This is a genomic window from Raineyella sp., from assembly GCF_034933565.1.
Taxonomy (GTDB): domain Bacteria; phylum Actinomycetota; class Actinomycetes; order Propionibacteriales; family Propionibacteriaceae; genus Raineyella.
This window is the reverse complement of sequence record NZ_JAYFNG010000027.1, coordinates 1-19,954: the sequence shown is the minus strand read 5'-3', so window position 1 is coordinate 19,954 and position 19,954 is coordinate 1. Positions and strand designations below refer to the sequence as shown.

The following is a 19,954-nucleotide window of genomic DNA, read 5'->3' as shown; positions in this document are numbered from 1 at the left end:
CTGGACCCATGCCCGCGCTCGACCGCTTCGCCCCCGCGACCCGTCAGTGGTTCGAGGGCGAGTTCGGGCAGCCGACGCCGGCCCAGGCGGGGGCCTGGTCGGCGATCAGTTCCGGGCACCACGCCCTGGTGATCGCCCCGACCGGCTCGGGCAAGACACTGGCCGCGTTCCTCTGGGCGATCGACCGGCTGATGCTGGCCGACCCGGCCGGGACCGGGCCCCGGGTGGGCGCCGACCCGGCCGGGCCCGGGGTGGACGGACCGTCCGGTGGCCGGCCATCCGAGCAGGGCCACTCCGGTGACGACCCGGAGACCCCGCGGACCCGGGTGCTCTACATCTCCCCGCTCAAGGCGCTGGGGGTCGACGTCGAGCGCAACCTGCACCACCCGCTGGCGGGGATCCGCCGGGTCGCCGCCGAACGCGGCGAGCCGGTGCGTGACGTCCGGGTCGGCGTCCGCTCCGGCGACACAACCCCCACCGATCGGCGCCGCCTCGTGCGCGAGCCGCCCGACATCCTGATCACCACCCCGGAGTCGCTCTATCTGATGCTGACCTCATCGGCCCGGGAGACGCTCACCGGCGTCGGGACCGTGGTGGTCGACGAGGTCCACGCGGTCGCCGGCACCAAACGCGGCGCGCACCTGGCGCTGTCCCTGGAGCGGCTCGACGACCTGCTGCCCACCCCGGCCCAGCGGATCGGGCTGTCCGCGACGGTCGAGCCGGCCGAGGAGGTGGCCCGGTTCCTCGGCGGTCGCCGCCCGGTCCGGATCGTCCGACCCCCCTCCGACAAGGTCTGGGACCTCACCATCACCGTGCCGGTGCCGGACATGGCCGACCTGTCGCGGGACCGTACGGCCGACGACGACCCGCAGCGGATCCACTCGATCTGGCCCGACATCGAGGAGCGGCTGGTCGACCTGGTGCTGGCCCAGGGGTCCACCCTGGTCTTCGCCAACTCCCGGCGCTCCGCGGAGAAGATCACCACCCGGATGAACGAGCTGTACGCCGAGCGGCTGCGGGCGGCCGGCGAGCTCGGCGACGATGAGGACCCACCGGTGCTGGCCCGCTCGCACCACGGGTCGGTCGCCAAGGAACAACGGGCCCGGATCGAGGGGGATCTCAAGGCCGGGCGGCTGCGCTGCGTCGTCGCCACCAGCTCCCTCGAGCTCGGCATCGACATGGGTGCCATCGATCTCGTCATCCAGGTGGCGGCACCGTTCTCCGTCGCGTCGGCACTGCAGCGGGTCGGCCGCGCCGGCCACCGGGTGGGGGAGGTCTCGCGCGGCATCATCTTCCCCACCCACCGGGCCGACCTGATCCACGCCGCGGTGGTCGGGCAGCGGATGAAGGCCGGGGCGATCGAGCCGCTGCACGTCATCGCCGACCCGCTGGACATCCTCGCCCAGCAGACCGTCGCCGCGTGCGCGCTGGGCCCATTGGACGTCGAGAAGTGGTGGGACACCGTCCGCCGGGCCGCACCGTACGCCGACCTCCCCCGCAGCGCCTTCGAGGTCACCCTCGACCTGCTGGCCGGCCGCTACCCCTCCGACGAGTTCGCCGAGCTACGGCCCCGAGTGGTCTGGGACCGCGCCCGCGGCACCCTGACCGGCCGGCCCGGGACGCAGCGGCTGGCGGTCACCAGCGGAGGGACGATCCCGGACCGGGGCCTCTACCCGGTCTACCTGGTCGCCGGGGACGAGACCCGCGGCCCGCGCCGGGTCGGTGAGCTCGACGAGGAGATGGTCTTCGAGTCGCGGGTCGGCGATGTGATCGCGCTGGGTGCCACCAGCTGGCGGATCGAGGAGATCACCCCCGACCGGGTGTCCGTGCTGCCCGCCCCCGGCATCCCGGGCCGGTTGCCGTTCTGGCACGGCGAGGACGACGGCCGGCCCGCCGTCCTCGGCGCCGCGATGGGGGCGTACGTGCGGGAGCTGGAGGGTCGTGCCGCCGCCGAGGGGGTGGAGCCGGTCCGCGGCGACCTGCGCGAGGCCGGCCTGGACGCCTGGGCGGCGGACAACCTGCTCGACTACCTGCGCGACCAGCGCCGTGCCACCGGCGTGGTCCCGGCCGACGACCGGCTGGTGGTGGAGCGCTTCCGCGATGAGCTGGGCGACTGGCGGGTGGTCTGCCACAGCCCGTACGGCAAGCCGGTCAACGCACCGTGGGCGCTGGCGGTCGCCCGCCGGATCCGCGAGGAGTACGGGGTCGACCCGCAGGCGATGGCCGCCGACGACGGCATCGTGCTGCGGGTCGCCGCGACCGACGCCGCCCCGCCGGACGACGCCCTGTTCCGCTTCGACCCCGACGAGTTGGCCCGGACGATCTCGGCCGAGGCCGAACACTCGGCGCTGTTCGCCGCCCGGTTCCGGGAGTGCGCCGCCCGGGCGCTGCTGTTGCCGCACCGCGACCCCGGCCGACGCATGCCGTTGTGGCAGCAGCGGCACCGCTCCGCGCAGCTGCTCCGGGTCGCGTCCCGCCACCCCACGTTCCCGATCGTGCTGGAGGCGCTCCGGGAGGTCCTCCTCGACGCGTACGACATCCCGGCGCTGCAGGACCTGCTCGCCCGGATCGACCGTCGCGAGGTGGCGCTGGTGCCGGTCGAGACGGTCAGACCGTCACCGTTCGCGGCGTCGCTGCTGATGGGCTATGTCGGCCAGTTCCTGTACGACACCGATGTGCCGCTGGCCGAGCGTCGGGCGGCGGCCCTCGGCCTGGACCAGAAGCTGCTCGGTGAACTGCTGGGCACCGGTGACCTGGCCGACCTGCTCGACCCGGCGGTGATCGATCGGGTCGAGGCCGAGCTGCAGCACACCGCCACCGACCGTCGGCTGCGCGGCGTGGAGGGGACCGCGGACCTGCTGCGGCTGCTCGGGCCGCTCACCGAGGACGAACTGGCCGACCGGCTCACCGGTGAGGACGTCGACGCCGGGTCCTGCCTCGCGGCGCTGCTGGCGGCGGGCCGGGCCGTCCGGGTGGAGATCGGCGGCCTGTCGCGGGTCGCCGCGGTCGAGGACGCCGCCCGGCTGCGGGACGCCCTGGGCACGGTGCTGCCGGCGGGTGTCCCCGCGGCACACCTGGCCACGGTGGCCGACCCGGTGGGTGATCTGGTGGCGCGGTTCGCCCGCACCCACGGCCCGTTCGTCGTCCCCGATGTCGCGACGCGGGTGGGGCTGGGGGTCGCGGTCGTGCAGCGTACGGTGCACCGGCTGGTCGAGGAGGGGCGACTGGTGGCCGGCGAGTTCCGGCGACGGCCCGGGCCGCCGGGTGGCTTCGCCGACTCCCAGTACGTCGATGCCGAGGTGCTGCGGGTCATCCGGCGGCGCTCCCTGACCGCGCTGCGTGCCCAGGTGCGCCCCGTCGCGGCCGACCGCTACGCGTCCTTCCTCCAGGTCTGGCAACATGTCGGGCCGGGGAACAGGGTCGGTGGTGCCGACGGCCTGCTCACCGTGATCGACCAGCTGGCCGGGGTCCGGTTGCCCGCCTCGGCGTGGGAATCGCTCGTCCTGCCGGTGCGCCTCGAGGACTGGAGCCCCGGCCTGCTCGACGGGCTGGTGGCCGGCGGCGAGGTGATCTGGGTCGGCGACGGTGCGCTCGCCGGGGGCGACGGCTGGCTGACCCTGCACCTGGCGGAGGCCGGTGATCTCACCCTGCCCCAGGACCTGGCGGAGCGGGCCGACGCGATCACCGACCCGCTCGCCCGGCGGATCCACGGCCTGCTGCAGGAACGCGGCGGCGCCTTCCGCGTCGAGGAGATCCTCGACGCGCTGGAACGGGAGACCGCCGAGCGCGGCCCGGCGCCGCCTCCGGGCGGGGCGTCCGATCCGGACCACCCGGGTGGGGTGGGCCGGCGCGATGCGCGCCCCGGTGAGGTGCTGTCCGCCGGCGAGGTCGGGGCCCCGGGAGGCACCCCGGCACCGCTGACGGTGGCCGCGGTGGCGGAGGCGGTGACCTCGCTGGCCTGGGCCGGTCTGGTCACCTCCGACACGTACGCGTCGGTGCGAGCCATGCTGCGGGCCGGCCGGAGCACCCACCGGACCGTGCCCGTCCCGACCCGAGGGCGGCCCGGGCGACCGGCCCGGATGCGGATGCGGCCGACCATGGCGACGCGATCTCCGCTGCCGGGCCGCTGGTCCGTCGTCCGGCCCCGGCCGCTCGATGCCACCGTCCGGGCGAGCGAGCTCGCCCAGCTGCTCCTGGACCGGCACGGCGTGGTGACCCGCGGCGGCGTCGAATGCGAGGGACTGGCCGGCGGCTTCGCCGGGCAGTACCGGGTGCTCACCACGCTGGAGGAGAACGGTCGGTGCCGGCGGGGCTACTTCGTGGCGGACCTCGGGCCGGCGCAGTTCGCCGAGGCCGGCACCGTCGACCTGTTGCGTCGGGCGGAGGCCCCGGGCGCGGTGCTGCTCGCGGCGACGGATCCGGCCAACCCGTACGGTGCCGCCCTCGCCTGGCCCGAGCCCGCCGCCGGGCCCACGGCCGGACCCGCGACCGGATCCACGGCCGGACCCGCGACCGGACCCGCGGCCGGATTCGCGGCCGGTGCCCGGCCCGGCCGCCGTTCCGGTGCTCTGGTGGTGCTCGTCGCGGGCTCACCCGTACTGTTCGTCGAGCGCGGGGGACGTACGCTGCTCGCCTTCGACACCGACCGGCGGCGGCTGGCCGAGGCCGCCGAGGCCCTCGCCGCCGGGGTGCAGTGCGGGGCCGTCGACACGCTGTCGATCGAGACGGTGAACGGCGAACCGGCGATGGCGGTGACCGGTGCCGCGGCCGCGGCCCGGGTCGCCCTGGTCGAGGCCGGTGCCTACACCTCGCCGAAGGCCGTCCGGCTGCGACGCACCTGACCGGCGGGCCGAGCCCGGGCCGCTCTGCGGGGCCGATCCGTCGCCCCGCCCGATCCCGCCGGGCCGGGCCTGCCCGTCCTGCCCGACCTACCCGGCCCGCCGGCCGGACCCGATGGCCGGACCCGCCGGCCAGGTCGGCCGGACAATTGTCAGAGGCCACGTCCACCATGGAGACATGGGGGACCTGACCGACAACCTCATCACCCTGCTGCGTCTGCTGGAGTCGCGGACCCGATGGCCGGCGGGCGATCTCGCCGCGTCACTGGGCGTGACGCCACCGACGATCCGCCGCTACATCACCCGGCTGCGCGACCTCGGCTACGGGATCGAGCACGTCCGCGGGGACAGCGGTGGCTACCGACTGACCGCCGGGCGCGCGATGCCGCCGCTCGTGATGGACGATGAGGAGGCCACCGCGACCGCCATCGCACTACGCCGTTCGCTGCTGGCCCCGACCCCGCTCGCCGAGGACGGGACGCTGCGGGCGCTGGCCAAGATCGAGCAGGTGCTCCCGGAGCGGGTCCGCGCCGCAGTGGCGGCCCACGACACCGAGCAGACCGTCCTGGGCGAGCACCTTGCCGCCACCCTGGCGGTGATCACCGAGGGCATCCGGGACGGCCGCGTGCTGCGGTTCGCCGTGCTCACCGACCACGGACTGGGCGCGCCGCACCGGATCGAGCCGCTGGTCGTGCGGGCCAGGATGGGCCAGTGGTTCCTGATGGGCTACGACCGGGATCTGCGTCGGATCGTCACCTGGCCGGTGGAGCGGATCATCGATTCCGAGGTCACCACCATCGCGTTCGACGCCGAGCGGCACCGCCGGCCGCGTCGGGCCCGTGACGTGGTCCCGGACGACCTGCCCGCCCCGGTGGTGGCGGTGGTGGAGGTGCAGGCGCCACCGACCCGGGTCCGGGCCGGGCTGCCGGACGGGGTGGGCTTCATCGAGCCGCTCGACAGCGGCTGGTCCCGGGTGATGATCAGCGGCACCAGCACCACCCGGATCGCCCGACAGCTCCTGCTGTTGCCCGAGGTCTTCACTGTCATCGAGCCCGAGGAGCTACGTGTCGAGCTGCGGGCGATCGCCGAAGTGCTCGCCGGGGTCTGAGGACCGGCCGAGAGCCCGCCCCGGTCGAGAGCCCGCCCGGGTCGAGAGCGGGCGGGGGCCCGGCCCGGCGGAGGTCCCGGCCCGGGGTCACGCGCCGGCGGGCGGGACGATCCGGTTGAAGTCGGTGTCCAGGACACCGACCGGCCCGTGCTTCGGGGACTCCTCGCACGGCGCGACCGCTGCGTACGCTGCGTCGAAGAAGCCCACCTCGGCCCGTACGGTGCGGCGGAACAGGGAACGGCACCGGTCCACCGCCCTCTCGGCGCTCGGTTCGGCGGCGTCGAGCTGCTGGCGTAGGAACCGGACCCAGTCGCGGAACTCGTGGCCGCGGTGCAGGTCGATCCACTCGACGTGCTCGCTGCGGGTGGCCGTGACCGTACGCTGCGGTGCCTCGGCCCAGTCCAGGTAGACCCACTCCAGCACCAGCAGCACCGACAGCACCTGCGGCCAGGAGTGCGACTCGATCGCCTCGTACATCAGGTCGAGCAGGTCGACGGTCGCGCAGCTCAGGTGCGGGTGCAGCCGGTCGTCGAGGCTGACGTCGAAGGCGTTCAGCGTCCGTTCGAAGTAGCCGTTCTCCTCGGTGGTGATCATGCCCAACTGCCGTCCCAGCCGCAGCCGGGCGGTGGCGGTGGGGGCGGTCGCGACGGCCTCGCCGAGCAGCCGGATGAACGGGTCGAAGAACTGGTAGTCCTGCACGAGGTAGGCCACCAGGACCGGATCCGCCAGCGTCCCGGTGAACAGCTCGTCGACGAAGCGGTGCCCCGTGGCGTCCGCCCAGTCGTCCGCGCACTCCTCGTGCAGGCGGCGGGTGAAATCGGTGCTGGCCGAGGTGGTGCTCATAGGTCCAACGTACCCGCGGTGGAGCCCAGCCCCGAGGGGCGTCAGGCCGCCGGCGCCGACTCCTGCACCGGCCGCGTCGCCGCCGGGGCCCCGTCCCCGGACACCCGGGTGAAGGTCGCCCGGGCGGCGATCAGCACGGTGGTCCACAGCAGGCAGACCATGCTCACCGCATAGATCGACGAGAGGGCGTGGGTGGTCCCGCGGGCCAGGATCACCAGGCCCACCCCGAGCTCGACCACCAGCAGGACCCCGGCGAGGAGGGTCAGCGGACGCAGCCCCGACGTCCGGACGCCGGTGCCGATCGCCGCGACGATCAGCCCGATCGCGACGGCGGCGAGCGCCATCCGGGCGGCCTGCAGCCAGACCGGCCCGTCGATCTCGACGATGCCCCAGACCGGGCAGCTGACGCACCGGGTCAGCGAGCCCTTGCCCGCCGCGAACACGCCGGTGACGTGGAGCAGCCACAGCGTGCCGACGGCCGCCCAGGCGTACCGGCCGGTCGGTGTCAGCCAGGCCCGGCGCGGGGTGCGGGACAGGGCGACGGCCGCAGTGGTCATGGCGATCATCGCGATCAGCGAAGCGCCCAGGTCGGACGCCGCCTGCGGGGTGGTCAGGCCCACCCGGATGGTCAGCATGCCGAACACCCCGGCGGCGAACGCGCCGGCGAGGGCCACCCACGGCAGCACCGAGACCGTCAGGTCACGACGGTGCCGCAGCCCGACGAGGGCGGCGGCGAGCAGGACCGGGCCGGTGCTCACGGCGATCACCCGGTGCACGAACTCGATGACCGGGTTGAGAGCCGCCTGCGGCATCAACTGGCCGACGTAGCAGCCCGGCCAGTTCGGGCACGCGGCGCTCGAGTCGGTGGCGCAGACCAGCGACCCCAGCGCCACGGCGGCGAAGGTGATCACGGCGGCGACACGATAGAGCGTGACGGTGGCGGGAGCGGGGGTGCTGCTGGCGTTCATGGAGTTCTCCGCGAGGCGAGGTCCTACGTCGTACGTGCCTGCGTCGTCGCGTACGACGACACGATTCCTACGGCGCGCGTACTACGTCATGTCGTCGACATCCTACGAGAACACGGCTCAGCAGTGGTCGGACTCCCAGTCCAGCAGGGCGGCCTTGATCTCCATCGCGTAGCGGTAGTCGCCCAGTCCGCCGGTCGACCGGACGACCCGGTGGCAGGGGACGATCCAGGCCAGCCGGTTGTGCAGGCAGGCGCGGGTCGCGGCCCGGACCTTGCGGGCCCGTCCGGCCCGGTCGGCCAGGTCACGATAGGTGATCCGGTCGCCCGGGTCGGTGCCGCGCAGCGTCGACCAGCAGCTCTGCCGGAACGGGGTGCCGGGCTGATTGACCCGCAGGGCGTCGAAGGCGCCGAGGTCGCCGTCCAGCATGTCGCCCACCGCCCGGCGGATCGGGCTGTCGCCGTCGTGGGGGTGGATCGGCAGCCGGCGGGCGGGCCGGGGGAGCACCTCGGCGATGTCGCTGAGCTCCCCGAAGCCGCACGCCCGCAGCACATCGTCGTCGGGGGTCCAGAACGCCGTGAAGGCGCCGAACGGGGTGGCCAGGGTGGTCGCCTCGAGACTCCGGGTCGTGGACATGTCGGGCCTCCTGCAGGCGGATCGGTGATGGCGTTCCCATTGTGATGTTCGCCCATTGTGGTGTTCGTGTGCTGGTTGTGGTGTTCGCACGGCGGTTCATGATGTTCGTACGGTGGTGCTGGCTCCCCATTCTGCTGACTCGGCCGTGGGCGGGCGAGCCCGGGTCGGCGCGGATCCGGTGGGCCGGGCCGGCACGGTCGCGGTGGCACGGTCGGCCCGGCGTGGTCGCGGTGGCACGGTCGAGGTGGCACGGTCGCCGACGCCGGTGGGCGCAGGCACCGGCATGCCGCGTCCGGCGGCGGGCGCGACGCTCACTGGCGGGCCGCGTCGTGCGGTGGGCGGGAGGTGGACCGGATGACGATGCTCGCCGCGACCACCAGCCCCATTCCCGCCCACTCCGGGGCGGACAACTGCTGGCCGAGGACGACCAGTCCGGCCAAGGCGGCGAAAGCCGGCTCGACGGACAGCAGGATCCCGAACACGTTGGGCGCGATCCAGCGCAGGGCGACGTTCTCCAGGGAGTAGGGGATCACTGAGGACAGCAGGGCGACACCGAGGCCACGGACGACGGTCGCGCCGCCGAACAGCCGCCCGCCGGCGTCCGCCACCCCCCACGGCGTCACCAGCACCGCCGCGATCAGCATCGCCCAGGCGACCCCGTCGATCCCGCCGAAGCGCTGCGCGGTGCGTCCCGACGCGAGGATGTACGCCGCCCACCCGGCCCCGGCCAGCAGGGCCAGGCCGATACCGAGCAGGTCGAGATCGGCCCACGGGGTCCACAGTGCCCCGGAGATCAGCACCACCCCGGCCAGCGCCAGGGCGACCGCCAGCAGGTCGCGTACGCTCCGCGAGGTGACCGCGGCCAGGGTCAGCGGGCCGAGGAACTCCAGGGTGACCGCCACGCCGATCGGCAGGCGGGCGATCGCGCCGTAGAACGCCGAGTTCATCACCGCCAGGCTCAGCCCGTACCCGGCCACGACCCACCAGTCGCGGGCGGGATGGCCCTGCGGGGAGGGCCGGACCAGCGCCAGCATGACGACGGCCGCGAGCGCGAGGCGGAGCAGCGCCGCCCCCATCACCCCGGTGAGCGGGATCAGCGTCGCGCCGAGGGCACCGCCGAACTGGACCGAGATGATCGAGGCGAGGACCAGGGCGAGCGGCCAACCGGGTGTCTGTCGGGTGCCGCTCGTCATATCGGCCATCCTGCCACTGGGCCGCGGGACGGCCTCCGGGCGACCAGCGGGACGCCTGCTGGGGCGAGGGGGGCGCTTCGGTCATGCCGGAACCGGGTCCCGTTCCCGCGGGACGCCTGCTCGGGCGAGGGGGCGGTGTCGCGGGGCCGTTCCGCCGCCCTCGGGCACGGGGCCGCCGCTCCGGCGGCCCCGTGGTGGGACCGCCGCTCCGTAGAATGGGGCACCGGCCGGCACGGCGGCCGACGACACCGGCGGGCCCGCTGCAGGCCCGGCAGGACCTCGACGGGGGTGGGGCGGATGGACACGGCGGTCGTCTACCTGACGCTCACGTTCGCGCTCGGGTACGGGGCCACCCTGCTCCGGCTGCCGCCGCTGGTCGGCTTCCTCGCCGCCGGCTTCGTGCTCAGGGCGCTCGGGGTCGGCACACTGCCGTACCTGCAACTGCTGTCCGACCTCGGGGTGACGATGCTGATGTTCACCATCGGCCTGAGGCTCGATCCCCGTACGCTGCTGCGGAAGGTGGCGTGGGGCACCTCGCTGCCGCACATGCTGTTCAGCACCCTGATCGGTGCCGGGTTCCTCGGCCTGCTGGCGGTGATCGGCGCGCCGATGCTGCAGGACACCGCGGCCGGGTCGTTGTTCCTGCTGGGCTTCGCCCTGTCCTTCTCCAGCACGGTCTTCGCGGCGAAGGTGCTCGAGGAGCGCTCCGACGACGGATCCCTCTACGGCCGGACGGCCCTGGCCATCCTGGTGCTGCAGGACATCGTCGCGGTGGGCTTCCTGGCGGCCCGCGAAGGCTGGCAGCCGGGACCGCGGATCCTTGCGCTGGCCCTGCTGTGGCCGCTGACCCTGCTGCTGCGCCGGATCTGGAACCGGCTGGGCCGTGACGAGCTGCAGGTGCTGTTCGGGATCGCCGTCGCGCTGGGGCCGGGCGCCTGGCTGTTCGACTGGGCCGGCCTCACCGGTGACCTCGGTGCCCTGGTGGTCGGGTTGCTGCTGGCCTCGTCGAAGCGGGCCGGGGACCTGTCGGCCGCCCTGTTCAGCATCAAGGAGGTGCTGCTCGTCGGCTTCTTCCTGACCATCGGGGTGACGAGCGAGCTCACCGTGCCGTCGGTGCTGATGGGCCTGGTGCTGCTGCTTCTGCTGCCGGTCCAGGCGTTGCTCTACATCGTGCTGCAACGCCTCTTCGGGCTGCGCAACCGCACTGCCGTGCTGTCGGGCTTCATCCTCGGCACGTACTCGGAGTTCGGCCTGATCGTCACCTCGTTCGCGACCGGTCACGGTCTGGTCGGCGCCGACTGGCTGCCGGCCCTGTCGGTGGCGGTCGCGGGCAGCTTCATCCTCGCCTCGGTCGCCAACCGTCGCGGCACCCGGCTGATCGAGTGGCTCACCGACGCGCTGCCCAGCCGGGCCGCCACCCGGATCATCCCCGAGGACCGGCCGGTGGCCCTCGGCGACGTACGGGCGATCGTGCTCGGCATGGGCCGGATCGGCGCCTCGGCGTACGGCCACCTGACGCACGAGTACGGGCTCAGCGTGGTGGGCGTGGAGAACAATCTCGACCGTGCGGCGGACCTGCAACGTCGCGGGATGCACGTCATCGTTGCGGACGCCACCGACGCCGAGTTCTGGCGACGCCTGCACCCCAGCCACACCGTCGCCATCGTGGTGCTCGCGATGCCCGAGCACGGGTCGAACCTGTTCGCGCTGCACCAGGTGGAGGCCAGCGGGTTCCGCGGCACCGTCGCGGTCGTCGCGCACAACGACGACGACGTCCGGGAGATCCGCGCGCTGGGCGTCGAGGCGGTCTTCCACCTCTACGACGGCGCCGGTGACAGCCTGGCCGACCGGGCCGCCGTCCAGGCCGGGGTCCGACCCGTCGACGGGACGGCGTGACCGGCAGCCGATCCGTACGGTCAGTCGACGGTGATCGCGATCTTGCCGTGGACGTGGCCGGTCATGCTGCGGCGGTAGGCCTCGGCCAGCTGTTCCAGCGGGAAGGTCTCGGCCACCTCCACCCGCAGCCGGCCCTCGGTCAGCATCGTCGCGAGGGTGGCGAGGTCGGCGGCGTCGGGGCGCACCCAGATCCACTGACCGCCGGCGGCGATCGCCCCGGGATCGGCGATCGAGCCGTGGCGCCCGCCGTCCTTGAGCACCGCGCGGGTCACGTCCAACACGCCTCCGACGAAGTCCGCGACCACGTCCACCCCGCCCGGGGCCAGCGCCCGGACCGCCTCGGCCAGCCCCGCCCCGTACGCCACCGGCTCGGCACCCAGGGCCCGCACCCGCGCGGCGCTCGCCGCGGAGCAACTGCCCAGCACCCGGGCGCCGAGGCCGTGGGCGATCTGGACCGCGGCGGAGCCGACGCCGCCGGAGGCGTTGTGGACCAGCACGGTCTCGCCCCGGCGCAGCCCGAGCCGGGTCAGCACCTGGTAGGCGGTGAGGCCGGCGAGCGGCGTAGCCGCCGCCTCGGGCCAGGACAGCCCGGCCGGCTTGCGAGCGAGGTGGCGGACGGCCAGCGTCACGTACTGCGCCATCGTGCCGCCGTGCACGTAGTCCTTGCGGGCGTAGCCGAACACCTCGTCGCCCACGGCGTACTCGGGCACGTCGATGCCCACCCGCTCGACGACGCCGGCCACGTCCCAGCCCGGGACGACGGGGAACCGTACGTCCATCAGGGCGTCCAGACCACCCTTCATCAGCTTCCAGTCGACCGGGTTGACCGCGGCGGCCCTGACCCGCACCAGCACCTCACCGGGCCCGACCTTGGGCAGCGGCAGGTCGGTCAGGCGCAGCACCTCGGGCCCGCCGTAGGTGTCGTACTTCATCGCGCGCATCGTCTCAGCCATGCCCCCATCCTGCCCCGGGGCCGAAGCCGGTCGGCCCCTGCGGCTCGCCGCCCGGCCCGGCCGGGGAACGTGCGACCGGGAACGTGCGACCGGGAACGGGTCGGCCGGGAGATGGCTCCGCCGGACGGGGGTGGGCCGGGACCGGGTCGGCCGGGAACGGTCAGCCGGCCAGCGATTCCAGGCCGGCCAGCGCCTGGTCGAGATCGGGGGCGACCACGAGCCGGCTGACGGCGGAGCGCTGCACGAAGCCGGCCTCGGCCATCCCGCGCACGGTCGACAGGAACGGGTCCCAGAAGCCGCCGATGTTGAGGAAGCCGACCGGTTCGTCGAGCATGCCGAGGTAGTTCCAGCTCCACACCTCGACGATCTCCTCCAGCGTCCCCAGCCCACCGGGGATCGCCAGGAAGGCGTCGGCCAGCTCGGCCATCATCGCCTTGCGTTCGTGCATCGTCCGGACCACCCGCAGCTGGGTGAGGTCGTGGCGGCCCCACTCGCGCTGGATCATCTCCTCGGGGATCACGCCGATCACCTCACCGCCCGCGTCGAGGGCGCCCTGGGAGAGCGCGCCCATCAGTCCGGCCCCGCCCGCCCCGTAGACCAGGCCGATCCCGCGCCGGGCCAGCTCGGCCCCGACGTCGTACGCGGCGCCCCGCAGGGCGGGGTCGGTGCCGTCATGGGCAGCGGCGAAGACGGCGAGGCGGCGCAGCGGGCTCATGCCGAGATTGTCCTCCCCCCTCGGCCGGTGTCGTACGGTGTCCCGCCGCGCAGTGCGCTGCCGTGCCATGCCGCATGGTGCGTGCCTGTGGTGCCGTACGCGCTGCCCTGCGCTGTCGCGCAGTTGTCGTACGTGCAGTGCTGCTGCGTCGCGCAGTGCCGTACCGGAGGCCGGGTCAGGCGGCCAGCACCAGTTTGCCGGCCAGGCCCAGCATCATCACGCCCACGCCGGTGTCGATCCAGCGCCAGGTGCTCGGCCGGCCGAGCGGCCCGGACAGGGCCCGGGCGCCGTACCCCAGGATCACGAACCACAGGGCACTGGCCGACAGCGCGCCGGCGGTGAAGACCCACCGCCCCGGGTCACCGAAGTGGTTCGCCAGGTTGCCCATCAACACCATCGTGTCCAGGTAGGTCTGCGGGTTGAGGAAGGTCGCGCCGAGCACAGCGAGGACGACCGCCCGGGTCGAGCCCGAGCCGGTGACGACCATCGCCCGGGGCCGGGCCGCGGACCGGAAGGACATCACGGCGTAGCCCAGCAGGTAGGCCGCGCCGACCCAGGCGAGCACCTCCATCACCACCGGATGGTGCGCGGCGACCGCGCCGACCCCGGCCGTGCCCGAGGTGATCAGCACGATCTCGCTGAGGATACAGATCAGGACGACCAGCCCCACGTGGTCGCGGCGGATGCCCTGCCGCATCACCATCGTGTTCTGCGCGCCGATCATCGCCACGAGCGTGAAGCTCGCCACGAACCCGGTCACCCACGTGCCGATCCCGATCATCATCCACCTCCGACGTTCCGGCCGGCCTCGGCCGGCACAGCTGCCCTGGCCGGTGCGACCGGCGGTCCATTGCGCCGGTGCGACCGGCGTCCGATCAACCCGTCGGAGCGACCGGCGGGCCGGGGCGCAGGGCCCCTCACCTCCGACGCTAGGGGCCGAAGGATCATAAGACAAACGTGGGATTCTTCAGTCGCATTAGTATTGCTTCATGAATTTCGAGCAGCTCAGGGCACTCCTGGCGGTGGTCGACGAGGGCACGTTCGAGGCCGCCGCGGACGAACTGAAGGTGTCGCCGTCGGCGATCAGCCAGCGGATCAAGGCCCTCGAGGGGTCGGTCGGCAACGTCGTGGTGCGGCGTACGGTGCCCTGCACAGCCACCGAGGCGGGCGCGGTGCTGCTCCGGATGGCCCGCCAGGTCGCCCTGCTGGAGACCGAGGCCCGCGAGGCCCTCGGCACCGGTGATCCCGGCCAGGCGATGCTGCCGCTGGCGGTCAACGCCGACTCGCTGGCCACCTGGTTCCGCCCGGTGCTGCGGGATGCGGCCGGGTGGCCGGACACCGTCCTGCGCCTGCAGCTGGAGGACGAGGAGCACACCAGCGACCTGCTCCGGCGCGGCGACGTGGTCGGTGCCGTCACCGCCGCGCCGCGCGTGGTCACCGGGTGCCGTACGGAGAAGCTCGGCGCGATCCGCTACCAGCCGGTGGCCGCCCCCGCGCTGCTCGACCGCCACACCCGGCTGCGGGGTGGCAAGCGGATCGTCGAGTGGGGCCGGATGCCGGTGCTGCGCTACGGGCCGAAGGACGACCTGCAGAACAAGTTCCTCCGCGCCCGGGGCGTCGAGCAGCTGCCGCTCGCCCACCAGATCCCGTCCTCGGAGGCGTACCTGGAGGCGGCCCGGGCCGGCCTCGGCTGGGGCCTGGTCCCCGAGGTGCAGATGGGGGCGGCGCCGGCGGACGGGTCGCTGGAGATCATCGTGCCGCACGGCCACCGCGACGTCCCGCTCTACTGGCAGGTGTGGAAGCTCGGCTCCTCACGGATCGAGCGGCTCAGCGCCGCTGTGCACCGGGCGGCGGCACCGCTCGGCGGTGCCTGAGCCGGCCTCGGCCGGCCCGGCCTGCCCGCTCGGCGCGTGGCGTGCCTGGTCAGTCCGTGCCGATCGGTCGCTCCGGGCCATCGGCCGGCAGCACCTCGTACGTCAGGTGGGCGAACTGCCCGGAACGCTGCGCCGACACCAGACGTAGCCGGTCGGGGCCGAGGTCGCGGGGGAGCAGCGGTTTGCCCGCCGCCACGGTGGCCGGGGCGATGTCGACCCGGATCTCGTCCAGCGCCCCGGCGTCGAGGAACTGACCGGCGAGGTCCCCGCCGCCGATCACCCAGAGGATGCCGTCGCCCACCTCGGCCGCCAGGGTCGCCAGGTGGTCGCTGACCGGGCCGGACAGGATCCGGATGTCGGCGCCCTCCGGGATCGGCGGGTGACGGTGGGTGAACAGGAACAGCGGGCTGGTGCCGATCATCGCGTCGTTCCAGCTGCCCGGGACGTCGGGCGGGGCCTCGTGGGCGAGCACCCAGGCGTACGTGGCGGCTCCGCAGACCCCGGCGGCGGTGGAGCCGATGAAGGCCGCCGGGTCGGGTCCGCCGTCCTCCTCGGGGACGTCGAACAGCCATTGCAGGTCGTCGCCGGTGCCCGCGAGGAAGCCGTTGAGCGTGCTGGCGGTGTAGAAGACCGTACGCATGGCTCACCCTAACCAGCGAAACGTCGGCGGGGACAGGGCCGCGGGAGCAGAATCGGACCCATCCTCACCGGATGATCCCGCCCGAACGGCTGAACGGAGTGGACGATGCGCGTCGCTGTGCCGACCGAGACCAAGCCGGAGGAGTACCGGGTGGCGGTCACCCCGGCCGGGGTCCGCGAACTGGTGGCCGATGGCCACGAGGTGGTGGTCCAGGCGGGTGCCGGACTGGCCTCCGACATCACCGACGAGGACTTCCGGCGGGTCGGTGCCCGGATCACCGACGACGTGGACGCCCTGTGGCACTGGGCCGGCCTGATCTGCAAGGTCAAGGAGCCGCAGCCGCCGGAGATCGCCCGGCTGCGCGAGGGGCAGGTGCTCTTCGCCTACCTCCACCTGGCCCCCGACGAGGCCCAGACCCGTGGCCTGCTCGCCTCCGGGGCGAGCTGCGTGGCGTACGAGACAGTCACCGACGACCAGGGCCGGTTGCCGCTGCTGGCGCCGATGTCGGCGGTTGCGGGGAGGCTCTCGGCCCAGATCGGCGCTCGGCTGCTCGAGGGCATCCATGGCGGCCGGGGCCTGTTGATGGGCGGCGTGCCCGGGGTCCCGGCGGCCCGGGTGCTGGTGATCGGGGCCGGGGTGGTGGGCAGCAACGCCATCCGGGTCGCCCTCGGGATGGGCGCCGACGTCACCGTGCTCGACGTCGACCTGGACCGGCTGGCCCACCTGGACGCCCGTTTCGGCGCGGCCCTGACCACCCGGCACTCGTCGCGGCTCGCCGTCGAGGAGTCACTGGCCCGGGCCGACCTGGTGATCGGTGCCGCGCTGGTGCCCGGTGCGCTGACCCCGCAGCTGGTCTCGCGCGACCAGCTCCGACTGATGCCGCGCGGCGCGGCGCTGGTCGACGTCGCCATCGACCAGGGCGGCTGCTTCGCCACCAGTCACCCGACCACGCACCACGACCCCACCTACTGGGTGGACGACGTGCTGCACTACTGCGTGGCGAACATGCCCAGCGCGGTGGCCGCGACGGCCACCCGGGCGCTGGCCAACGCCACTCAGCCCTATCTCGTCCGGCTGGCCAACGGCGGCATCGACGGCCTGACGACCGATCACCAGCTCCGCGCCGGGCTCAACGTGCACCGGGGGATGGTGACGAACGCGGCCGTCGCCGCGGCCCACGGGATGGAGCACGTACGGGCCGACGAGGCGCTCCTGGAGGACTGACGCAGGGGCGGGGGCCGCGTCCGGAGGGCTGACATCGGGGCGTGCCACCGACGAGGCGTGTGTCGTGGACGTCTTTTTGCAGAGCCTGTAATCTTTCAGGGTCTGCAACGGCGCGGGCATCCCGTGTGGGCGTCCCTCGCCCGTTTCCCGTGTCCCGGAAGGTTCTCCCCATGACCGACGTCGTCGCCCCGCCCACGGCCGACGCGCGGAGCGCAGCTCCGTCCGACCCGGTGATGCACCACCGGCAGATCCTGCTCGTCATCTACGCGCTGATGGCGGGGATGTTCCTCTCCTCGCTCGACCAGACCATCGTCGGGACGGCGATCCGGACGATCGGTGACGACCTCCACGGCCTGGATCACCAGGCCTGGGTGACCACCGCGTACCTGATCACCTCGACGATCTCCACCCCGATCTACGGCAAGCTGTCCGACCTCTTCGGCCGCCGGCCGCTCTACATCTTCGGTCTGGGTGTCTTCATCCTCGGGTCGTTCCTGTCGTCGTTCTCCACCTCGATGGAGATGCTGGCGGCGTTCCGCGCCTTCCAGGGCATCGGTGCCGGCGCGCTGATGTCGCTGCCGCTGGCCATCATGGGCGACATCCTCGCCCCGCGTGAGCGCGCGAAGTACCAGGGCTACTTCCTGGCGGTCTTCGGTGTCTCGGCCGTCGTCGGCCCGCTGATCGGCGGCGTCTTCTCCGGCGCGAGCCGGATCCTGTGGATCACCGGCTGGCGCTGGGTGTTCCTGATCAACGTGCCGATCGGCATCATCGCCCTGGCCATGGTGATCGCCTTCCTGCACCTGCCGAGGTTCCATGACCGTACGGTCGCCCGGATCGACTGGTGGGGCGCCACCGCGGTCATCCTCACGCTCGTCCCGCTGCTGCTCGTCGCCGAGCAGGGCCGCGAGTGGGGCTGGGGCTCCGCGGCGGCGATCGCCTGCTACGTGATCGGTGTCGTCGGCCTGGTGGCGTTCATCGTCATCGAGTCGGTGATGGGCGATGACGCGATCATCCCGATCCGGCTGTTCGGCTCGCAGACCTTCTCGATGGCCACCGTGCTCGGCTTCCTGGTCGGGTTCGCGATGTTCGGCGCCATGCTGACGCTGCCGCTCTACCTGCAGCTGGTCACCGGGCTCACCCCGACCGAGTCCGGCTTCGCCACGCTGCCGATGGTCGGCGGCCTGATGATCGCCTCCATCGTGTCCGGCCAGCTCATCGCCCGGACGGGCCACTACCGGATCTTCCCGATCACCGGCACCCTGGTGCTCAGCGCCGGCTACTACCTCCTCACCTTCCTCACCATCGACCGGCCGCTCTGGTTCATGATGATCGGGATGTTCCTGATCGGCCTCGGCATGGGCCAGCTGATGCAGGCGCTCACCCTGGCCACGCAGAACGCGGTGCCGGTGCGGGACATGGGTGTCGCGACCAGCTCGTCGACCTTCTTCCGCCAGATCGGCGGCACGCTCGGCACGGCCGTCCTGCTGTCGGTGCTGTTCGCCCTGATGCCGACCAACATCACCGCCGCGATGACGAACAAGGACGACCTCAGCAAGGCCCTCGACGCGGCGCTGACCCCGTCGGTCGCCGCTGCCCCCGCCAACGCGGGAGTGATGAAGCAGATCTGGACCCCGATCGTCACCCCGATCACCACCCAGGTCCGGACCGGCCTCGACCAGGGCACCGCCGCCGCTGAGCAGGCCGCCGACCGGGCGGTCACCGAGCAGGTGACGGCCGCGGTCGAGCAGCAGGTCGCCGCCGGCCGCATCCCGGCCGCCGCCGCGCCCACGATCATCCAGCAGCAGGTCGCGGCCGCCCGGCCGGCCGCCGAGCAGAAGGCGCTCGAGGCCGCCGCGCGGCAGGCCGGAGTCTCGGTCATCGACGGCCGGCTGGCGGTCGACTACACCGACCCGGCGCAGCGTACGACCGTCGTCGACAAGGTCGTGCCGACGATGATCGACCGGATCGACAATGCGCAGCAGGCCGCCACGTCGTCCTCGGCCACCTCGGACACGTCCTTCCTCAAGGGTGCCGACCCGCGCCTCACCCGGCCGTTCATGGCGGGCTTCAATGCCTCGGCCGTGACGATCTACTGGGTCGGTCTGGGTGTCGCGCTGCTGGCGTTCGTGCTGACCTGGTTCTTCCGGACACCGCCGCTGCGCACCCGGTCCGCCCTGCAGGAGCAGGCCGACAGGGCCGGCGCGCAGGCCACGGCGGCCCCCGCCGCCCAGCAGGCCTGAGACCGATCGACCGGCACCGGCGTCCCGCCGGGAGGAGATCCTGATGATCGTCGATCCCACAGCGCCCGCCCCGACCACTGCCGCCGGCTCCACCGCGGCCGGCCACACCGCGACCGGCGCCGCCCCCGGCTCCGCGTCGGCGGGCGGTGCGTCGGCGGGCGGCCCCGGGGGGGCGGAGAGGCCGTGCTCGTGGCGCCAGCTGAAGAAGCAGCAGACGCGTGAGGCGATCCACCTCGCGGCGTACGCGTTGGTCGCCGACCGCGGCTACGCGCACGTCACCGTCGCCGACATCTGCGCCGGCGCCAACGTCTCGGACCGGACGTTCTTCAACTACTTCCCGTCCAAGGCCGCGGCGACCCTGGGACTCCCCGGCACCACGGTCAGCGCGGAGGTGGAGCGGCGCTTCCTCGAGAGCACCGGCCCGCTGGTCGGGGACCTGTGTGAGGTCGTCGCCCACCTCGCCGATGACGGCGACGACCATCTGGCCCGGATCCGCACCCTGGTGAAGTGCGAGCCGGACCTGTTCGCCGCCCTGCACCAGTGGACCTCCGGGGTGCGCCACGATGTGCTGGCGCTCGCCGAACGCCGCACCACGCCGGTGCAGGCCCGGCTCGCCGTGTCGCTGGTCTTCAGCGCGATGAACCTGCACGCCGACAGCAGCTACACGACCCGTCCGCCGACGGCCGATTCGCTCCGGGAGACGGTCGGCCGGCTCGCCGCGATCGCGGCCGAATAACGCCGGAGCGGTCCGGGGCGGCGCCGGAACGGTCCCGGGGGAACACGGCCGGCCGCCGGCCGGGAGGGGAACAGTTGTCCCGTCCCGGCCGGC

15 protein-coding genes are annotated in these 19,954 nt (G+C 73.4%); 7 read left to right on the top strand and 8 right to left on the bottom strand.

Features of this window, described 5'->3' with window-relative positions; genetic code table 11:
- The first annotated feature begins 8 nt into the window (after window positions 1–8).
- The gene (locus tag VB059_RS08680) at window positions 9–4,841 is read left to right on the top strand and encodes an ATP-dependent helicase (RefSeq protein WP_323421622.1); all 4,833 of its coding nucleotides are present in this window, start codon (window positions 9–11) and stop codon (window positions 4,839–4,841) included.
- Between the two features lie 175 nt (window positions 4,842–5,016).
- The gene (locus VB059_RS08675; protein ID WP_323421621.1) at window positions 5,017–5,946 is read left to right on the top strand and encodes a helix-turn-helix transcriptional regulator; all 930 of its coding nucleotides are present in this window, start codon (window positions 5,017–5,019) and stop codon (window positions 5,944–5,946) included.
- Between the two features lie 87 nt (window positions 5,947–6,033).
- Here the strand turns inward: VB059_RS08675 and VB059_RS08670 are convergent, their stop codons facing one another.
- The 4 genes from VB059_RS08670 to VB059_RS08655 all read right to left on the bottom strand — a co-directional run bounded on the left by VB059_RS08670 (window position 6,034) and on the right by VB059_RS08655 (window position 9,583).
- A complete protein-coding gene (locus VB059_RS08670; RefSeq protein WP_323421620.1) occupies window positions 6,034–6,789 on the bottom strand; it encodes a TenA family protein in 756 nt (251 codons plus the stop codon).
- A gap of 41 nt (window positions 6,790–6,830) precedes the next feature.
- Window positions 6,831–7,757 (bottom strand): cytochrome C oxidase subunit I, encoded by a 927-nt coding sequence (locus VB059_RS08665; RefSeq protein WP_323421619.1) that lies wholly within the window; start codon window positions 7,755–7,757, stop codon window positions 6,831–6,833.
- Window positions 7,758–7,874: 117 nt separating this feature from the next.
- Complete coding sequence (locus tag VB059_RS08660; RefSeq protein ID WP_323421618.1) at window positions 7,875–8,390, bottom strand: methylated-DNA--[protein]-cysteine S-methyltransferase; 516 nt, start codon at window positions 8,388–8,390, stop codon at window positions 7,875–7,877.
- Window positions 8,391–8,701: 311 nt separating this feature from the next.
- Window positions 8,702–9,583, bottom strand: coding sequence for an EamA family transporter (locus VB059_RS08655; RefSeq protein ID WP_323421617.1), 882 nt, complete (start codon window positions 9,581–9,583; stop codon window positions 8,702–8,704).
- A gap of 297 nt (window positions 9,584–9,880) precedes the next feature.
- Between VB059_RS08655 and VB059_RS08650 the strand changes: the two genes are divergently transcribed.
- Window positions 9,881–11,479, top strand: coding sequence for a cation:proton antiporter family protein (locus VB059_RS08650; RefSeq protein WP_323421616.1), 1,599 nt, complete (start codon window positions 9,881–9,883; stop codon window positions 11,477–11,479).
- Between the two features lie 20 nt (window positions 11,480–11,499).
- On the opposite strand, the gene VB059_RS08645 is transcribed toward VB059_RS08650, so the two are convergent.
- The 3 genes from VB059_RS08645 to VB059_RS08635 form a co-directional block, all read right to left on the bottom strand.
- Window positions 11,500–12,432 carry an NADP-dependent oxidoreductase gene (locus tag VB059_RS08645; RefSeq protein WP_323421615.1) on the bottom strand — a complete coding sequence of 311 codons (933 nt, stop codon included), beginning with the start codon at window positions 12,430–12,432 and terminating at the stop codon, window positions 11,500–11,502.
- A 160-nt stretch (window positions 12,433–12,592) separates the two neighbouring features.
- Entirely contained in the window at window positions 12,593–13,147 is a 555-nt protein-coding gene (locus VB059_RS08640; protein ID WP_323421614.1) for a TIGR00730 family Rossman fold protein, read from the bottom strand.
- A gap of 175 nt (window positions 13,148–13,322) precedes the next feature.
- Window positions 13,323–13,928: a LysE/ArgO family amino acid transporter gene (locus VB059_RS08635; RefSeq protein ID WP_323421613.1), complete on the bottom strand. Its 606-nt coding sequence runs from the start codon at window positions 13,926–13,928 to the stop codon at window positions 13,323–13,325.
- Between the two features lie 208 nt (window positions 13,929–14,136).
- Between VB059_RS08635 and VB059_RS08630 the strand changes: the two genes are divergently transcribed.
- Window positions 14,137–15,021, top strand: coding sequence for a LysR family transcriptional regulator ArgP (locus VB059_RS08630; protein ID WP_323421612.1), 885 nt, complete (start codon window positions 14,137–14,139; stop codon window positions 15,019–15,021).
- Window positions 15,022–15,070: 49 nt separating this feature from the next.
- Here VB059_RS08630 and VB059_RS08625 read toward each other — a convergent pair whose 3' ends face one another.
- Window positions 15,071–15,661, bottom strand: a complete 591-nt coding sequence (locus VB059_RS08625; RefSeq protein ID WP_323421611.1) for a dihydrofolate reductase family protein — start codon at window positions 15,659–15,661, stop codon at window positions 15,071–15,073.
- A gap of 105 nt (window positions 15,662–15,766) precedes the next feature.
- Between VB059_RS08625 and ald the strand changes: the two genes are divergently transcribed.
- The 3 genes from ald (at window position 15,767) to VB059_RS08610 (ending at window position 19,861) form a co-directional block, all read left to right on the top strand.
- Window positions 15,767–16,885 carry an alanine dehydrogenase gene (gene ald / locus VB059_RS08620; protein WP_323421610.1) on the top strand — a complete coding sequence of 373 codons (1,119 nt, stop codon included), beginning with the start codon at window positions 15,767–15,769 and terminating at the stop codon, window positions 16,883–16,885.
- A gap of 170 nt (window positions 16,886–17,055) precedes the next feature.
- Complete coding sequence (locus VB059_RS08615; protein WP_323421609.1) at window positions 17,056–19,125, top strand: MDR family MFS transporter; 2,070 nt, start codon at window positions 17,056–17,058, stop codon at window positions 19,123–19,125.
- Window positions 19,126–19,168: 43 nt separating this feature from the next.
- The gene (locus tag VB059_RS08610; protein WP_323421608.1) at window positions 19,169–19,861 is read left to right on the top strand and encodes a TetR/AcrR family transcriptional regulator; all 693 of its coding nucleotides are present in this window, start codon (window positions 19,169–19,171) and stop codon (window positions 19,859–19,861) included.
- Window positions 19,862–19,954: the final 93 nt, after the last annotated feature.